Below are 16,740 nucleotides of genomic sequence, written 5' to 3' on the forward strand. Positions count from 1 at the left end.
ACGTTTGACATACGTGGTATATGTCTGGCCTAATAGTCACATCAAGGCGGAGTCGCCTCCTCTGGAGGTCTCTCGCGGAAAAAGTAGTCTGGAAAAGCCATCCTTCGGGGTGGCTTTTCTCGTTTCAGAGTCCGGTTATTGGCAACAGGGATTTCGCGATTCTGATCTCATTAATCTCCTTGTAATACTCCTCCTGCCCGATAACAAACCAGAGAGAAGTATAGAACTGGGCGATGGTCAGTCCGTCCCGTCCGGCCACTTCACAGAACAGAGCCATTATCATCGAAATTCCTTTAGGCAGAAAAGGGATCATACCGTAACGAAGCTGTCGTGCACGAAGCTCGAGATAAGGAATATTATTCATCATTATACGCTTGAGATCGTCTTCATTATTAAGTTCGAGGATACGACAGTATTCCCGGTTATAGATCGGGACAAGATCGCTTTCAAAGCTCTGAGAAGTGATCTCCCGTTCAGTCAGTCGGGCAACCTCCTTGTCCATCAAGGCAACCAGTTCGCTGGTACGCACAAAATTTCCCAACAGATCGCCGAATGTGGCTGTCAGTAGCTCAAGCACAAGATCGTTCTTGGATTTACCTGTCAGTCGGGCCTGCTCTGTAATAGCAGCATCGACATCAGAAGGTATTTTTCGCAGCGTCATCACCCGATTTGTTTCTTCCTGGCATTTATTCATTACCTCCCCCATCATTGCAACCATAACTAACATTAGAAATGAACTGGCATCATTTATCTCATGCAAAGCCAGTTGAAGTCAATTAATGTGATTTGTAATCAATTTATAATTATGATGCAAAATATCAGTATGTGACATTTCATGATTTGTTCTATTTTCACCTCAGATCCGATTTCTGGTGGTTCCGGATCTGCTTTCCGGCCCCCGACGCGCAGCGGCCAGGAGACACAACATGTACAACTCCATAAACTGAAAATTCTTCTATATAGTGTTTACTCCCTACCCCGTGACCCGGCACGCAGCAGCAAAAACCCAGGCTTCGCTGACTTCCTGATCGTGGTAGACTTCCGGAAACCGTTAAATAACGGAAAAGTCGGATCTACCGGAACTGGCCATCCGGTAATTTATCAGAGTGGTTATATGTTTGCTAATTATGACCCTGAAAATGATGACGGCACGGAAAAGTCATCCGGGTGACAGATGCGGGGTTGTACACTGCCGGTTGTGCCGCGCGTCATAATTACGCGTAGTGACTATTTATTGGGGAAGGATTGTAATGAAAATTTTTAAGCACGCGTTATGTGACCTGATTGATGAGCTTGAAGATGAAAATGGAACAGGCCGTGTCTGGATTAACACCGGATTCTATGACGACCTAGATCCATCGACCTGGTCCAAAGCAACTATCAACTCACCGGTAAGATATGTAGTGGCCAAGCCATACGACGCGCAAAACAAATTTTGGTTGAAATGTATACCAGAGGAAGTTCCTGCTATTGATCTCGTTCGTGCTTTTCCTGCTGACAAACGTAGACGTGCAGCCTGGGGTCTTGCAGGGTATTAGAGCTGGGGTAGGTGAGTCTTCGAGGAATAAAAAGGAAGGCGGGATTACATCATTGATGGCGAGGTTTAAATGGGAAGTATGAAAGAACTGCTGTTTGAAATGCAGGAGGAACAGCGTGACGAATGGATTGCGGAAAATTATCCGGATGCTGAGGAAGGAACTCCTGAATGGGATGCGGCAGCGCAGGAATACAGCTGGTTTCAGGATTGGATGGATGAGGCAGCCGAACAGCAGTGTTTTGAAGCTTCACTGACCAGTATTCCTGACCGCCTGCAGGATGCAAAAGCTGAACTGGATGAGTTAGAGAGCCTGATGCAGTTCAACCAACCCGGGATTGTAGAGCGGATGGCTTATGTTCATTGCGTGAGTGTACTGGACAGCTTTCTGATGTACAGCGCCAGGGCACTTCTTAGTCATCCCCCGCATTTGCATCGATTTCTGCAACATGCGAGTTCTTTTGTTCGTAAGGATGAGAAAAGGGATCTACTTAATCGTAAATGGATTGAGCAGGAACCCGAAGTGGATACCCCTGAACAGGCCTACGTCTGGCGCGCCCAGGCTCTTGTGGCGAAGATGACGTTTCAGAACCACAAAACAATTTCCAGATATTTTTCAACCATGCTGACAACACCGCATGAATGGCCGTTGCAGGAAATTGAGGGATTAATCAAGATCCGAAACGCACTGGTACACCGTAATGGCGTTAACGAATCTCTTGAACCTATATATATCAGCCAGGGGAGTGTGCAAATTGCTATCAGCACAGTACGTAATTTTATTAGCGTGGCGGCTGAAACCCTTCTACAGGAGGATGCACTATACAGGATGAATGATGGCATATTCTGAAATCACCACCGTGACACAATTCATGAACATTTTCACACGGGGTAATGTCGATGACTTCACTTCCCACTAGTTTTATACCAATAAGCAACACATCATTACCTGTTGCCATCGACTACCCGGCCGCGCTGGCCCTGCGTCAGATGGCCCTTGTTCAGGATGAACTACCGAAATATCTGCTGGCGCCGGAAGTCAGCGCCCTGCTCCATTACGTGCCCGACCTTCACCGCAAGATGTTGCTGGCCACCCTCTGGAATACGGGCGCGCGTATTAACGAAGCGCTGGCACTGACAAGAGGGGATTTTTCGCTGGCACCGCCGTATCCGTTTGTGCAGCTGGCCACGCTCAAACAGCGTGCGGAAAAAGCGGCGAGAACGGCCGGGAGAGCGCCCGCCGGCAATCAGGCCCATCGTCTGGTTCCGCTATCCGATCACCAGTACGTTAGCCAGCTGCAGATGATGGTGGCCACGCTGAAAATTCCGCTTGAACGCCGAAATAAACGCACCGGCAGAACCGAAAAAGCGCGTATCTGGGAGATTACCGATCGCACCGTTCGTACCTGGATTGCTGAAGCAGCAGAAGCCGCGGCCGCCGACGGTGTGACATTCTCAGTACCGGTGACCCCCCATACGTTCCGTCACTCCTACGCGATGCACATGCTGTATGCCGGCATACCACTGAAGGTTTTGCAGAGCCTGATGGGCCACAAATCGATTAGCTCGACGGAGGTCTATACGAAGGTGTTTGCGCTCGATGTAGCGGCACGCCACCGCGTTCAGTTCCAGATGTCGGCGGCAGAGGCGGTGGCGATGCTGAAAGCAAAGATTTAGCGGCTACAGGCTGACGCGCCGCAGGCTTGTCCAACCCCTTGTCTGTCCAGAAGCGAGTCCTGAACAAATGAGGGATTCAGAATGAAATGCCGATGATCTACTTTGCCTCATCCGGGCAGTAAACGCGTTCATCAGGAGAGATGAATCAGTGGCGGATCTGCGCCAGGTCGTCTTCCGTCAGGCCGGTCATTTTCATCACGGTATTGCGGTCAATACCGTTCTGGAGCATGGTACGGGCAACTTCCAGCTTGCCTTCCAGTTTGCCTTCGTTGCGGCCTTTTTCGATACCACGCTGTTCACCGAGCTGAATTCCCTTCTCGATGCCCTTCTGTTCAAGCTGTTGAGCGATGGTCATAAGTGCGTCCCCGTGTTGCGGCACACGCAGTGCCAGTTCGCGTACAAAGGCTTCGGCGTCGGCTGTTTCGCCTGCCTGGACTATATAGTGTACCAGCGATATGACCTGGGATGAAGACAGATAGCCGGCCAGTAAGATGGGCGCCAGGCGGTCAACCAGTTCAGCGAGGTCGCGCTGGTGAATATGTTTCTGCAGTAAGGTCAGGGCAGCCATACTACGGTGACCGGCGATGTCGTCGTCCGGAATAACGGTCACGTCAACCAGCGGAAAAGCGCTGCTGTAGAGTTTGCCTGCCAGCGCCGGATCGTCAAACTCATCCAGCCATCGTGTGGAGTACGGATACGGGCTGCGTTTACCTGTATAGAACAGAACCGGTATCACCAGTGGCAGTTTTTTATGCCCGGCCTCCAGATGTCGCTGCATGCCGGCTACCGCATAACGTATCAGGCGAAACGCCATATGCCTGTCCGGTGAAGACTGGTGCTCAATGAGTACGTGAACGTAGCCATCCCCGGCGGTGGTTTTCAGGCTGTAGAGGACGTCGCTGAAATACTGACGGAGGTCATCCTCAACGAACGAGCCGGATTCAAGCTTCAGTGTCTTGAGGTCGCAGATGGCCTGCAGCTCTGCCGGCAGATACAGCTCCATGAAATCCCGGGCAATATCTGGTTGCGTCAGAAACTGCCGGAATGTCGCATCGTGGGGCGTGGTGGTTTTCTTTTTCATCGGTCCATGCTCTGAAAAATGACGCTATCATCATATCACAGGCAAAAGATGCTAACATTCGCGTGGAAGGGACTTGCTGTTTCTTCCGGGGGGCAGTGCCGGGGTGGTTCTGTCCCCCTCTCCTCTTCCCTAGCATACCATTCACTCTACAGTTACTGACGTCTCTGAAAACATTCAAGTGGTCTTGTCGTTTATGGCCTCACATATCTGGTCACATTAGCCCGGAGACGGAGGAAGCTCCCGGTATCGTTGATGCATACCCCAATGTGACAGACTGGCGCGCCCTGCGAGCTTGCCCAACCCCTCCCCTGTTCAGAAAAGAGTGTCGGTTTTGGAAACAGGCCAACAAAAATAAATACGATCACCAGAAATATTTGGTGGAAAATTTTTCCGATAGAGCCGAAATGTCCAGAATCAATAGCATTTTTTGTAAATGTCAGGTGGAGGATTGACGATGGCGGAGCGAGGCTCTAAGAAACAGGAATGAAACACCTGAATGTCTAACCGCGCGGGATTAATCCGAGTGGGAATGCAGAACCGAGCGGGCTACGCTCCGGCCGAAACAGCAGTTCTAGATTTAGCTACGTTTCGTTGCTTACTGATCGGGATAGTAGTTTTTTGGTTGGCTAATTTTTTTGAAACTATCAAAACAATTTGCATAATCATTACCTACAGCTCCAATCAATTTTTTGAGAACGGGGTCTGTTGCTCTATTATAAAAATCTTCGATTTTATTCATATGCTGACGAGTTGTTTTCTCTTCATTCAGCGCATCAAGTACTTCTTAATACATATCAATCTCCGCCAATTTAAAAAGGTGATTAGAGCATGGTTTCAATATCTGGGAAAAATGACGCTTGTGTCCAGGCTGGCGGCATATACAGCCAGGCGGTTGTGATCTGCCCGGACACGTCGACCGGAGCACGGGGAATATAGTGCCAGCATTTTAGCGACCACACCGGAGCATAGATGGCATGTTATGCCAGCAACTTTTCGACTGGCCGCGCAGCTGCGGTTGAGGAAATGCCAGCAATGGACAGAATTACATGAAAGACCAGTCAGTCGTGGCTTAAACAGGAACCAGGAGGCCGTTCTCGTATTTATAACCAATTATCTCCTGAGAAGCGGCTTCAGTAATATGGGATGTAGGGTTTACCTGCCCACGGTGCCACTCCATAATATATTCATGGTAGTCATCTGCGTCTTGCTGACTTAGCTCAAAATATTCAGGCCCCTGAATTCTACTAATCGCATCAGCATATTCTGCTTTAGTGATATATCCGGAGCGCAACTTTTTTAGTAAAATATTATGGCAAATGACCCATGACCGTCTTTTATCATGATCGCTCAACATAGTTATGACTCGTCTGTATTTCCCTGACAGGACCTTATCGACTATTTCTTCTTTGAAATTGAATTTTATGCTTTTAACCTGTATGGATGCTGCGTTATTTTGGTTATGAATTAACACTGGCTCCATAACATCTACATTGGGGTTTTTACGAATGAATATAATATCGGCATTACTGTGTGGCGAAAAATGACCAATCAGCTGTCTTTTTGTAGATAACAGTCCTGTTCCGACAGCTTTGCAATCTAGGAAAGGTTTATTTGACCACCCTTCTGACCTTTCTGTGCACCACTGAAATGCTCGCAGCCCAGCCTTTTCATTACTGTTAAATTGCTCTACAAGGTAAGCCTCGAACACAAGCCCAGCAAAAGAGCTTGGTGTTTGATATGAGCTGAATACATATCCCCTTTCTGTTAATGTTATTTGCCCGGTTTCTAAACCATCTGATATTACTCTCTGTTTGTATTTGTCTTTAAGTATTTTTTTTCTAACTTCGGGAGATATTCCAGGGGAGTTAATATCCAGTAGGCTGGCAGGGATGGAGGTTACCAATTCAATCATTTCTGGGCTATTTAATTCTTCATCTGTTATTGCAATTCTTTCCATCATTTATATTCCTTGTATGGGATTAATATTCCCATAATCCAATAAATAAAACATTGTAAGATGATATGACTGCACTAGGATTCTATCAAGTTAGATCTCTCCAAAGCAGTCGTGCTGGACAGAATGACCGCAACGTCCAAGGTGAGGCGGGAACTAAGCGAGGAGCATAAAAAAGGCCGCTGGCGCGGCCTTGATGACACTTTATGGCGTTGTCGGCGGAGTCCATCCGGCACGTTTTGCTGCCACCATCCATTGAGGGGTTCCTGTCGTGACATGTTGCTGACAGTAACTGTATAGCTGCTTGTATACCGTTGTCGTTGTCTGGTTCAACCGTACTTTCTGACTGGCCTGACTCAGTTTAATGGCTGTATGTTGGTCTTGCATCAGGGATGAAATTACCACCCGTAGACATGATGCTAGTTGCGGATCGACAGGGGGTAAATCCAGAATGGCTTGTAGCTTAGTGATATGTTCTTTAAGTGTCCTTGCGCCATCCATAGACGTTATTACGTCAGCGTACATTGTTTTTTTCCTTATTCACCTGTGGGATAACCTGATGATATCAGGACAGATCACAGCCAGCCAGTAGAGCTGGACAGAAAAACCTGAACGTCCAATACGGGGAAAGGATTACGTGACGGGGCGGGTTTGCTAGCAGTTCTGCGAACGTACCGGCGCATCGAGGACTGGTAATGCCAGCAATGGAAAGGCTATTACGTCCGGGCTGGAAAATCGAGAGTTGCGATGATGGCGAGGCAAGGGGATCGCAGACATTAACCTCTGCAATAGAATATCTATTGCGTGATTTATTATAAATTTTATCCCTTTATTGTTTTCCAATTATCCCCGCAGTTGAAGAAATCAGCACTGAATAAAATTTTCAAAATTTTATTCATGATGCTTACAAATAAATTAATGCAGATGAATCATCGGGATAGAGTATTCTACATCAACTGCTTTCTTAATTTTACGTCAAAATCAACCGTTGCACTAAAATAAATCCTTACTAGAATAGCTATCCAGAAGAATCACCATGTAATCAGTGGCTGCCTTCAGTCTGACCCTCGGGCGCAGTTAAAATATTGGGAAAATAAATCAGGAGTGAAAATGCAGTGACAGAGACACGTTACACAACGTCTAAAAGCAAAAAAGCCCTGAATAATCAGAGCTTTATTACTGGATTGGAAATGACGGCCATCAAATCCAATTCAAAACACACCAAAGGCATGTCCTCAAGTGATGAAGATAATAGAAAACTATTCAATCTACGTCAACCGAATGCCTGCGGTAACAATCCCAAAGCCGTTATCGGAGGTACGATTATGTTGCCATTGCTCGACACGTTCATGAATGCCCCTCTTCTGAGTCAGGGGGCTACTATCCTGTTTCTTGGGCTTCTTATCCTTGCGCTCAAGAACCAGTGATCGCACTGAGCTGGCTTCGGCCAGCTTCTTTACTTGGATTGAATTACCTGAGTGTTCAACCCATTGCGGCGCAGGGATAAAGCTGTAAACTTTTACTGATGAACAAAGTAGCCCGTTGGGCATAAGACAACATGGAGCAAACCTTTGACCTGCTCCCCGTTGATTAATACACCGTGATGTTAGTAATGTCTTCATAAGCCACATGAGGACATCCCCATGAAGAAGCGTTTTTCCGACGAACAGATCATATGTATTCTCCGCGAGGCCGAAGCCGGCGTTTCTGCCCGTGAGCTCTGCCGTAAGCACGCCATTTCCGACGCCACCTTTTACACATGGCGTAAGAAGTATGGCGGTATGGAGGTGCCTGAGGTTAAGCGCCTGAAGTCGCTTGAGGAAGAGAACGCCAGACTCAAGAAGCTGCTTGCTGAAGCCATGCTGGATAAGGAGGCGCTTCAGGTGGCTCTTGGGCGAAAGTACTGACGACAGACCAGAAGCGGGAAGCCGTGGAAGTCATGTGCGAGGCTAAGGGTCTGTCGCAACGTCGTGCCTGCAGGCTGGCAGGTCTGTCCCTGTCAACCTGCCGATATTCGGCTCAGCGTCCGGCTGCTGACGCGCAGCTGTCTCTACGCATCACAGAGCTGGCACTTGAACGCCGCCGTTTTGGTTACCGGCGTATCTGGCAGCTTCTGCGACGTGAAGGTCTTTGCGTTAACCACAAGCGGGTTTACCGCATCTATCAACTTAATGGCCTGAGTGTAAAACGCAGACGACGTCGTAAAGGGCTGGCAACAGAACGTCTGCCGCTGCTCCGCCCGATGGCGCCCAATCTGACCTGGTCAATGGATTTCGTCATGGACGCACTGGCCACAGGTCGCAGGATCAAGTGCCTGACCTGCGTGGATGATTTCACAAAGGAATGCCTGACGGTCACTGTTGCCTTCGGGATTTCAGGCGTGCAGGTCACGCGTATTCTGGACAGCATTGCGCTGTTTCGCGGCTATCCGGCTATGATAAGAACCGATCAGGGCCCGGAGTTTACCTGCCGCGCACTCGATCAGTGGGCTTTTGAGCATGGTGTGGAGCTGCGACTTATCCAGCCCGGCAAGCCAACGCAGAACGGATTTATTGAGAGTTTTAACGGACGCTTTCGTGATGAATGCCTGAATGAGCACTGGTTCAGCGATATTGTTCACGCCAGGAAGATCATTAATGACTGGCGACTGGATTATAACGAGTGTCGACCACATTCATCACTGAATTACCTGACGCCGGCTGAATTTGCAGCGGGCTGGCGAAACGGGAAATATGAAGAAAAACCAACCGACATTACTAACTGAAGGTTGTATCTAACTCTGGGGGCAGGTCACCTTGGCTAAGGTAACCAGAATTCAGGCCGGAAGATACGCAGTCGATGATGGGCGTTGCATTATAAAAAATAACTCTGGGTGGCTTATTGTGGATGCTAATGGCGCTCATGATTTTGGACCTGTCCCCACATTAGCAGCAGCTAAGGAATATGTTGAGTCTGGTACTGTTCCGCTAAGGCAGCACAATTTCTCTACATCTAATGGTCGAAGACAAAGAAAAAAAGAATTTAATGCGTATTTGGCATCTGAAGCTAAAAATGGCAATCCAATGCCAGCCATTCTTTGGATAATTGTCCTTTGCATCATCTGCGGCATTGTAGTTGCAGTTCGAGGTTATTAATCTTGGACAGAAAATGCTGTATGTCCAGTCTGTGCTGGAATTATACTGGCAACCATGATCATCACAGGAAGAACGAGTAACAGATGGCAACTGCGTGGGTGGATGTGGCTGATAATGCCGTAAAAATAGGTTTGGGGTCACTGTTGACTATTTTAGGGGGGGATCTTAAGCTAACACAAAAGCACGAATTAAAAAAAGAAGCGGCAGTACAGGGATTAAAAGATAAAGAAATAAAAACCAAACGATATGTTGAGTTTCTGGTCTTATCTCAATCCCTCATGTAAAAATATTTATATGAGCAGTGTGAAGCAAATAACGATGATTATCTTGCCTATCTTCGCATACATAATGGGATAACGATCACGTCAGGTTTAGCCATAAGGAAAGCAGCATTTAAACTCCAGTTTGATGTTTCTACTTTCAATTTCTACAACAAAATACACAACACAGAACTCATTAATGCACTGAGGGATAAGGCTAGAAATTCTGTCTCCATGTTTCAGGCCATTGTGAACGAGGAAATCTGCAACGGAAAGTTTGGCACAGCAAGCCAGTAGCGCTGGACAGAATGAGCAGTGTGTCCAATGTGAATAGAAGAAAGCCAAACATGATATCCACTGCTAACCATGTAGAGGCTATATAAGCTCTACCAGTAGGCGAACATTGAACCGCCCCGGTTTTCCGGGAGAGTGTTTTTTCTGTGAACTCAGGCAGCCAGAACCGAGTTCACTATTGATGCATAATACGCTTTTTCCGCTTCAGCCTGGGTGATATGACCGAGCCGCTCCATCAGCCTGTGATTGATGTACCAGTCCACCCATGCCAGCTCCACTTGCTGTCGGGTTTTCCAGCTTTTTCTGTGTATCACCTCCGCCTTGAACAGGCCGTTAATGCTTTCTGCCATCGCATTGTCGTATGAGTCGCCTGTGCTATCCGTTGAGGCGAGTAACTCTGCTTCCTGCAGCCGTTGCGTGTATGCAAGTTACACGAACTACAAGCCTTTATCCGAGTGGTGGATGGTGCCGAACTGGCGATGGCCCCACAGTGCTTGTTCCAGCGCATCCAGTACGAACGTCGTCTCCATCGACGCTGAGACCCGCCAGCCAACGATAATGCCGGCGAACACATCGATGATGAACGCCACATACGCTGAGCCCTGCCAGGTGCTCGCGTAGGTAAAATTAGCCACCCAAAGCTGAGTGGGACGTTTGGCTACGAACTGGCGGTTGACACGGTTATGTGCGGCACCGGCCTTACGGCTGACGGTGGTGCGCACTTTTTTACCGCGGAGCACACCGGTAAGCCCCATGTTTCTCATCAGTCACGCGATCGTGCATCGGGCCACGCTGAAGCCTTCCCGTTGCAACTGGCGCCAGACCTTTCGAACGTCATAGACGCTGTAGTTTTCGTCGTATACGCGTTGTATCTCCTGCTTAAGAAGATCATCACGTCGGTCACGTTGACTGCGTTTTTCTGGATGCTGATGGTGGTCCTAGTACCGGTAGGTATGTCGACGAGGCTATATTCAGCTCATGGCATACCGGTCCGACCCTGTATTCACCGCGCAGAGTGTTCAGCAGCGGCATTATTTTTTCCAGAGGCGATCGAACTCCGCCTCCGCAAAATAAGCAGAGGCTTGCGGCAGAATATCGTTGCTGCGCCGCAGCTCACGGTTCTCGCGCTCCAGTTCTTTCAGGCGCTGACGTTCAGTGGTGGTCAGTACGCTATCACCACCACCGGCATCGCGCTCCTGCCGGCGTATCCAGGCTCTGAGCGTCTAGGGTGAACAACCAATCTTTTGGCCAACGGAACAGATCGCTGCCCACTGCGAGCTGTATTCATGCTGGTTTTCAAAAACCAGGCGGGTGGCACGCTGACGTACCTCGGGGGAAAACTGATTGTTTTTTGTCATCCTGTTACCTCTCTCAAGGAGTTTAGCCTCCAGGATTCCCGGGGCGGTTCAATGACTGTTGCAACCCATGGTAGAATGTTGGTATTCACAGATGTTCTTAGCAGATTTGACAGCTCGGATGGCACTATGATGAATAAGACCTTAGCAGAAAGATTTGAAGAACTTGAACGGGACTACCATGCCGTTATCTCGACAAAATATATAGGAAAAAACGTGTTCGGTCATGGAAGTCAAGAATATATTGATTCAGCTAAGGAAGGTGCGAATAAGCAGGTCATTTCTTCCCAAGCTGACTCGCTGATTAAAATTTCGCGGATCTGGGCCGATTTTTTTCCCGCAAACACATCGAATCAGCCTATTTAGGCTATTTTTTCCACCATTTCTGGCGTTATTTCCGGTTTTTACTGAGATCTCTCCCACTGACGTATCATTTGGTCCACCCGAAACAGGTTGGCCAGGGTGAATAACATCGCCAGTTGGTTATCGTTTTTCAGCAGCCCCTTGTATCTGGCTTTCACGAAGCCGAACTGCCGCTTGATGATGCGAAACGGGTGCTCCACCTTGGCACGGATGCTGGCTTTCATGTATTCGATGTTGATGGCCGTTTTGTTCTTGCGCGGATGCTGCTTCAAGGTTTTTACCTTGCCGGGACGCTCGGCGATCAGCCAGTCCACATCCACCTCGGCCAGCTCCTCGCGCTGTGGCGCTCCTTGGTAGCCGGCATCGGCTGAGACAAATTGCTCCTCTCCATGAAGCAGATTACCCAGCTGATTGAGGTCATGCTCGTTGGCCGCGGTGGTGACCAGGCTGTGGGTCAGGCCACTCTTGGCATCGACACCAATGTGGGCCTTCATGCCAAAGTGCCACTGATTGCCTTTCTTGGTCTGATGCATCTCCGGATCGCGTTGCTGCTCTTTGTTCTTGGTAGAGCTGGGTGCCTCAATGATGGTGGCATCCACCAAAGTGCCTTGGGTCATCATGACGCCTGCTTCGGCCAGCCAGCGATTGATGGTCTTGAACAATTGACGGGCCAGTTGATGCTGCTCGAGCAGGTGGCGGAAATTCATGATGGTGGTGCGATCCGGCAGGGCGCTATCCAGGGATAATCGGGCAAACAGGCGCATGGAGGCGATTTCGTACAGGGCATCTTCCATGGCACCGTCGCTCAGGTTGTACCAATGCTGCATGCAGTGAATACGCAGCATGGTCTCCAGCGGATAGGGCCGTCGGCCATTGCCCGCCTTGGGATAAAACGGCTCGATGACAGCGGTCATATTCTGCCATGGCAGAATCTGCTCCATGCGGGAGAGGAAAATCTCTTTTCGGGTCTGACGGCGCTTAGTGCTGAATTCACTATCGGCGAAGGTGAGTTGATGGCTCATGATGTCCCTCTGGGATGCGCTCCGGATGAATATGATGATCTCATATCAGGAACTTGTTCGCACCTTCCCTAGGGGTTATCCACTTATCCACGGGGATATTTTTATAAGATCTTTTTTAATAGTTGTTAGATCTTTATTTTTAGAATGCCCACAGGCCTTTATCCATGCGGGCTTCAGAGAGGGATCTGTGACAAACCGCCCTTTCAGTGTGACAAATCACCCTCAAATAGCCGTCCTTTCTGTGACAAGTTGCCCTTAACCCTGTGACAAATTGCCCTCAGATGGCGTTGCTTTTCACAAAGTTATCCATCCCTGTTGACTCTGTTTTATGAAGTGTGACAATCTTAAAACCTGTCACACTTAACATGGACCTGTCATGGCGGAAATAGCGGTTATAAATCATAAAAAACGTAAAAATAGCCCGCGGATTGTCCAGTCAAATGAGCTGACTGAGGCGGCATATAGTCTCTCCAGGGATCAAAAGCGTCTGCTGTATCTGTTCGTTGACCAGATCAGAAAATCCGACGGTTCCCTGCAGGAACATGACGGCATCTGCGAAATTCACGTTGCTAAATACGCTGAAACATTCGGGCTGACCTCCGCTGAAGCGAGTAAGGATATACGACAGGCTTTAAAAGGTTTTGCAGGTAAGGAAGTGGTTTTCTATCGCCCTGAAGAGGATGCCGGCGATGAAAAAGGGTATGAATCCTTTCCCTGGTTTATCAAACGTGCGCACAGTCCATCCAGAGGGCTTTACAGCGTACATATCAACCCATATCTCATTCCCTTCTTCATCGGGTTACAGAACCGGTTTACGCAGTTCCGGCTCAGTGAAACAAAAGAGATTACCAATCCGTATGCCATGCGTTTATACGAATCCCTGTGTCAGTACCGTAAACCTGATGGCTCAGGTGTCGTGTCTCTGAAAATCGACTGGATCATGGAGCGCTACCAGCTACCTCAAAGCTACCAGCGTATGCCGGATTTTCGCCGCCGTTTCCTGCAGGCAAGTGTTGATGAGATCAATAGCCGGACACCAATGCGTCTCTCTTACATCGAGAAAAAGAAAGGCCGCCAGACGACTCATATCGTATTTTCCTTCCGTGATATCACCTCGATGACAACAGAATAGCCTGAGGGTTATCTGTCACAGATTTGAGGGTGGTTCGTCACATTTGATCTGGCAGTTTGAGGGTGATTTGTCACAGTTTTGCTGTTCCTTCCCTGACATCCTGCGCTTACTCATAGTTCTTTTGGCTGTAACCGGTAGTGAAGCCACATTTGAGGGCAATTTGTCACCCTACCCTGAGGGTAGTTTGTCACAGTTAAATGAGTGCAGTTTGTCACACTAGATTGTCCCCTCTTCCCGTTAGTCATATGACCTGAGGGGGCAAGTTCGTCATAATCAATGAGGGCTGATTGTCACACTTGTTGCCCAGAGCAAGCTATCCGTGTGTGTGCCTGTACATGTGGTGTTTCCCGCAGCCCTGGCCGTCCATGAAGTTGACCTGTTTCCCACAGAGGATGGAAAACTCTTCTTGTGCTGAGCGTAAGAGCTATCTGCCGGAACGGTTCCTCTTCGCTTCCTCGCCAGTTCGCTCGCTACGCTCGGTTACATGACTGCGGCGAGCGCTGATACCTTTCTCTGTACCCTTTTGTACGACTTGTTGTGTGATGGTCATAAGTGCGTCTGTGTGTTGCGGCACTGTGATTGAGTGGCACGCCCGTCGAACTTCTCGCCCCTCCTGTTGAGAGCGAAATCAAAACAATATGATTTTTTGCTTGCAACATGACTCTTTTTGTTCAAAATGACAAAAAACGTCATGAGGTGATAAATGGACAATATTGAGCAGTTACGGAAAGTTGCTACACGTGCAGGTAAGCTTCTGACATCTTTGAGCGAGAGTATCCGCCAGCAAAAAGAGGAATTGAAGCTTACCGAGTTCTATCAGGAATACAGCAAAGCCGCACTCTATAAGCTGCCAAAACTCAGTAAAGGTAGTGTTGAGTATGCTGTGGCCGAAATGGAAGCCGGTGGCTACATTTTCAAAAAGAAACCTTCTGGCAATACCATGAAATACGCGATGACGATTCAGAATGTCATCGATCTGTATAACCATCGTAAAGTACCCAAGTACAGGGATCGCTTCGATAAAGCCTTTACGATTTTTGTATGTAATCTTAAAGGTGGTGGTTCCAAGACAGTTTCTACCGCTTCATTATCACATGCTTTTCGAGCTCATCCTCAGCTTCTGTTCGAAGACCTGCGTATTCTGGCCATCGATTTCGATCCGCAGGCATCTCTGACAATGTTCCTGAGCCATGAGAATTCAGTGGGCCTGGTTGAAAATACGGCTGCTCAGGCCATGCTCCAGAACGTGTCTCGTGAAGAATTACTTTCCGATTTTATAGTACCGTCTATTATCCCTGGTGTTGATGTAATCCCTGCTTCCATTGACGATGCATTCCTTGCTGAAGGCTGGAAGGGATTGTGTGAAGAACATCTCCCAGGGAAAAATATTCATGCTGTGCTTAAAGAGAACATTATCGATAAGCTCCAGCATGACTACGACTTTATTTTCCTTGATAGTGGTCCGCACCTTGATGCGTTCCTGAAAAACTGCATTGGGGCGGCAGACCTTATGTTGACCCCTCTTCCACCGGCTACGGTTGATTTTCATTCTTCCCTGAAGTTTGTGGCCAGCCTCCCTGCCCTCATAGATTCCATCGAAATGGATGGGCACACCTGCAATCTCATCGGTAATGTCGGCTTCATGTCCAAGATCCTGAACAAGTCTGATCACAAAATTTGCCATAGTCAGGCCAAAGAGGTTTTCGGTGCCGATATGCTAGACATGGTTCTGCCGAGACTGGATGGTTTCGAACGCTGTGGGGAGACTTTTGACACAGTTATTTCAGCAAATCCAGCAACCTATGATGGAAGTACAGAGGCACTAAAAAGCGCAAAATCAGCAGCGGAAGACTTTGCGAAGGCAGTCTTTGATCGCATCGAGTTCATTCGTACTAACGGAGGTATGTGATGTCGAATGAGAAAAGAAAAACCATCGGCAGACAGTTAAATACCCAGGCGTCAATGGTCGAGATGACTGACACCGATAGAAGCCAGGTATTTACCTTAAAAACCGGCAGGAAGGTAACGTTCAGGTTTGTTCGGATACCTGCAGCTGACGTTGAAAGTATGACCTTCGTAAACCAGGAGAACAATGGACGAGATCAACTTGCTCTAACCAGGGAGTCTCTGAAATCCATTATCCAGACGATTAAGTTTCAGCAGTTCTTCCCCTGTATTGGTATTAAGCAAGGTGAAAAGATTGAGATACTGGATGGTTCAAGACGGCGAGCCTCAGCGATTTATATCCGCACAGGCCTTGATGTCATGGTTACCGATGAACATTTATCAGCTGATGAAGCTCGCCAACTGGCTAAAGATATCCAGACAGCTAAAGAACATAATCTTCGGGAAATCGGCCTGAGACTGATAGCTCTTAAAGAGTCCGGATTCAATCAAAAGGAAATTGCTGAACTGGAGGGGTTATCTCAGGCTAAGGTCACCAGGGCGCTGCAGGCGGCGGCAGTACCGCAAGACTTGATTGCTCTGTTCCCGGTTCAGTCGGAGTTGTCATTTAGTGACTATAAAATTCTTTTAGAAGTTAACGAAAAACTCAGTGAAAAGGGCTTAACGCCTGAAGAACTCATTCAGTCTGTCTCAGATCGGCATAATGCAATTTTAAGTGATTGCGAGCGACCAGAAGACGAACAGAAAGCCAGTATACTGAAGCTGATTTCTCAGGCATCTCAGGCATTGATAGCGCCACCTCCTAAGGAAAAGTCAGTGATTTCCCCACTCTGGACCTTTGAAGAAAAGGACAAGTTCGCGCGCAAGCGTGTGAAAGGGCGCACGCTGACTTATGAGTTTAGCCGTATGTCAAAAGTGGTTCAGGATGAACTGGACAAGGCTATCAATGAGGTCCTTGAAAGAAATTTGAGTCAATAATTTCGCCATGGCGATTTCACATCTAACTTATTGTAATTAATAAGTTTAGGT

Annotated in this window: 15 protein-coding genes, 1 pseudogene and 1 other annotated feature; of the genes and pseudogenes, 11 read left to right on the forward strand and 5 right to left on the reverse strand. The window is 48.1% G+C overall.

What is annotated here, in order from left to right:
• Positions 1-124: 124 nt before the first annotated feature.
• The gene (locus tag B8P98_RS29375) at positions 125-694 is read right to left on the reverse strand and encodes a hypothetical protein (protein WP_016162066.1); all 570 of its coding nucleotides are present in this window, start codon (positions 692-694) and stop codon (positions 125-127) included.
• 556 nt (positions 695-1,250) lie between these two features.
• On the opposite strand from B8P98_RS29375, the gene B8P98_RS29380 reads away from it, so the two are divergent.
• The 3 genes from B8P98_RS29380 (at position 1,251) to B8P98_RS29390 (ending at position 3,211) form a co-directional block, all read left to right on the forward strand.
• Positions 1,251-1,538, forward strand: a complete 288-nt coding sequence (locus B8P98_RS29380) for a hypothetical protein (RefSeq protein ID WP_023307514.1) — start codon at positions 1,251-1,253, stop codon at positions 1,536-1,538.
• 78 nt (positions 1,539-1,616) lie between these two features.
• Positions 1,617-2,384 (forward strand): hypothetical protein, encoded by a 768-nt coding sequence (locus tag B8P98_RS29385; RefSeq protein WP_227666617.1) that lies wholly within the window; start codon positions 1,617-1,619, stop codon positions 2,382-2,384.
• Positions 2,385-2,434: 50 nt separating this feature from the next.
• Positions 2,435-3,211, forward strand: coding sequence for a site-specific integrase (locus B8P98_RS29390; protein WP_032423393.1), 777 nt, complete (start codon positions 2,435-2,437; stop codon positions 3,209-3,211).
• A gap of 145 nt (positions 3,212-3,356) precedes the next feature.
• Here the strand turns inward: B8P98_RS29390 and B8P98_RS29395 are convergent, their stop codons facing one another.
• Positions 3,357-4,292: an Rpn family recombination-promoting nuclease/putative transposase gene (locus B8P98_RS29395; RefSeq protein WP_023307511.1), complete on the reverse strand. Its 936-nt coding sequence runs from the start codon at positions 4,290-4,292 to the stop codon at positions 3,357-3,359.
• A gap of 1,069 nt (positions 4,293-5,361) precedes the next feature.
• Positions 5,362-6,252 carry a hypothetical protein gene (locus tag B8P98_RS29405; RefSeq protein ID WP_023307510.1) on the reverse strand — a complete coding sequence of 297 codons (891 nt, stop codon included), beginning with the start codon at positions 6,250-6,252 and terminating at the stop codon, positions 5,362-5,364.
• A gap of 1,109 nt (positions 6,253-7,361) precedes the next feature.
• On the opposite strand from B8P98_RS29405, the gene B8P98_RS29410 reads away from it, so the two are divergent.
• The 4 genes from B8P98_RS29410 to B8P98_RS29425 all read left to right on the forward strand — a co-directional run bounded on the left by B8P98_RS29410 (position 7,362) and on the right by B8P98_RS29425 (position 9,664).
• Positions 7,362-7,673: a hypothetical protein gene (locus B8P98_RS29410; RefSeq protein WP_023307509.1), complete on the forward strand. Its 312-nt coding sequence runs from the start codon at positions 7,362-7,364 to the stop codon at positions 7,671-7,673.
• Positions 7,674-7,889: 216 nt separating this feature from the next.
• Positions 7,890-9,010 (forward strand): IS3-like element ISKpn34 family transposase gene (locus B8P98_RS29415; protein ID WP_087759866.1). Its coding sequence is split into 2 segments (ribosomal slippage): positions 7,890-8,148 and positions 8,148-9,010, totalling 1,122 coding nucleotides; the frame shifts between segments, so codons are not numbered across the junction.
• 31 nt (positions 9,011-9,041) lie between these two features.
• Entirely contained in the window at positions 9,042-9,380 is a 339-nt protein-coding gene (locus B8P98_RS29420) for a hypothetical protein (RefSeq protein WP_095033682.1), read from the forward strand.
• Positions 9,381-9,463: 83 nt separating this feature from the next.
• The gene (locus B8P98_RS29425; RefSeq protein ID WP_086893252.1) at positions 9,464-9,664 is read left to right on the forward strand and encodes a hypothetical protein; all 201 of its coding nucleotides are present in this window, start codon (positions 9,464-9,466) and stop codon (positions 9,662-9,664) included.
• A 422-nt stretch (positions 9,665-10,086) separates the two neighbouring features.
• Here the strand turns inward: B8P98_RS29425 and B8P98_RS29430 are convergent.
• Positions 10,087-11,292, reverse strand: a pseudogene (locus tag B8P98_RS29430) (IS3 family transposase).
• Positions 10,895-11,011: a sequence feature (AL1L pseudoknot), on the reverse strand. It overlaps the preceding pseudogene by 117 nt.
• Here B8P98_RS29430 and B8P98_RS31775 point away from each other — a divergent pair.
• Positions 11,221-11,655, forward strand: coding sequence for a hypothetical protein (locus B8P98_RS31775; RefSeq protein WP_228706669.1), 435 nt, complete (start codon positions 11,221-11,223; stop codon positions 11,653-11,655). The pseudogene B8P98_RS29430 and the gene B8P98_RS31775 overlap by 72 nt on opposite strands.
• 38 nt (positions 11,656-11,693) lie before the next feature.
• Here the strand turns inward: B8P98_RS31775 and B8P98_RS29440 are convergent, their stop codons facing one another.
• Positions 11,694-12,674, reverse strand: a complete 981-nt coding sequence (locus tag B8P98_RS29440; protein WP_000019441.1) for an IS5-like element ISKpn26 family transposase — start codon at positions 12,672-12,674, stop codon at positions 11,694-11,696.
• A 376-nt stretch (positions 12,675-13,050) separates the two neighbouring features.
• On the opposite strand from B8P98_RS29440, the gene repE reads away from it, so the two are divergent.
• The 3 genes from repE to B8P98_RS29460 all read left to right on the forward strand — a co-directional run bounded on the left by repE (position 13,051) and on the right by B8P98_RS29460 (position 16,689).
• A complete protein-coding gene (gene repE / locus B8P98_RS29450; protein WP_042938944.1) occupies positions 13,051-13,806 on the forward strand; it encodes a replication initiation protein RepE in 756 nt (251 codons plus the stop codon).
• Positions 13,807-14,509: 703 nt separating this feature from the next.
• Positions 14,510-15,715, forward strand: a complete 1,206-nt coding sequence (locus B8P98_RS29455; protein WP_011977818.1) for an AAA family ATPase — start codon at positions 14,510-14,512, stop codon at positions 15,713-15,715.
• Positions 15,715-16,689: a ParB family protein gene (locus B8P98_RS29460; protein WP_065954399.1), complete on the forward strand. Its 975-nt coding sequence runs from the start codon at positions 15,715-15,717 to the stop codon at positions 16,687-16,689. Before B8P98_RS29455 ends, B8P98_RS29460 begins: the two co-directional genes overlap by 1 nt.
• The last annotated feature ends 51 nt before the right edge of the window (positions 16,690-16,740 follow it).

It is taken from the genome of Klebsiella quasivariicola (assembly GCF_002269255.1).
GTDB lineage: Bacteria > Pseudomonadota > Gammaproteobacteria > Enterobacterales > Enterobacteriaceae > Klebsiella > Klebsiella quasivariicola.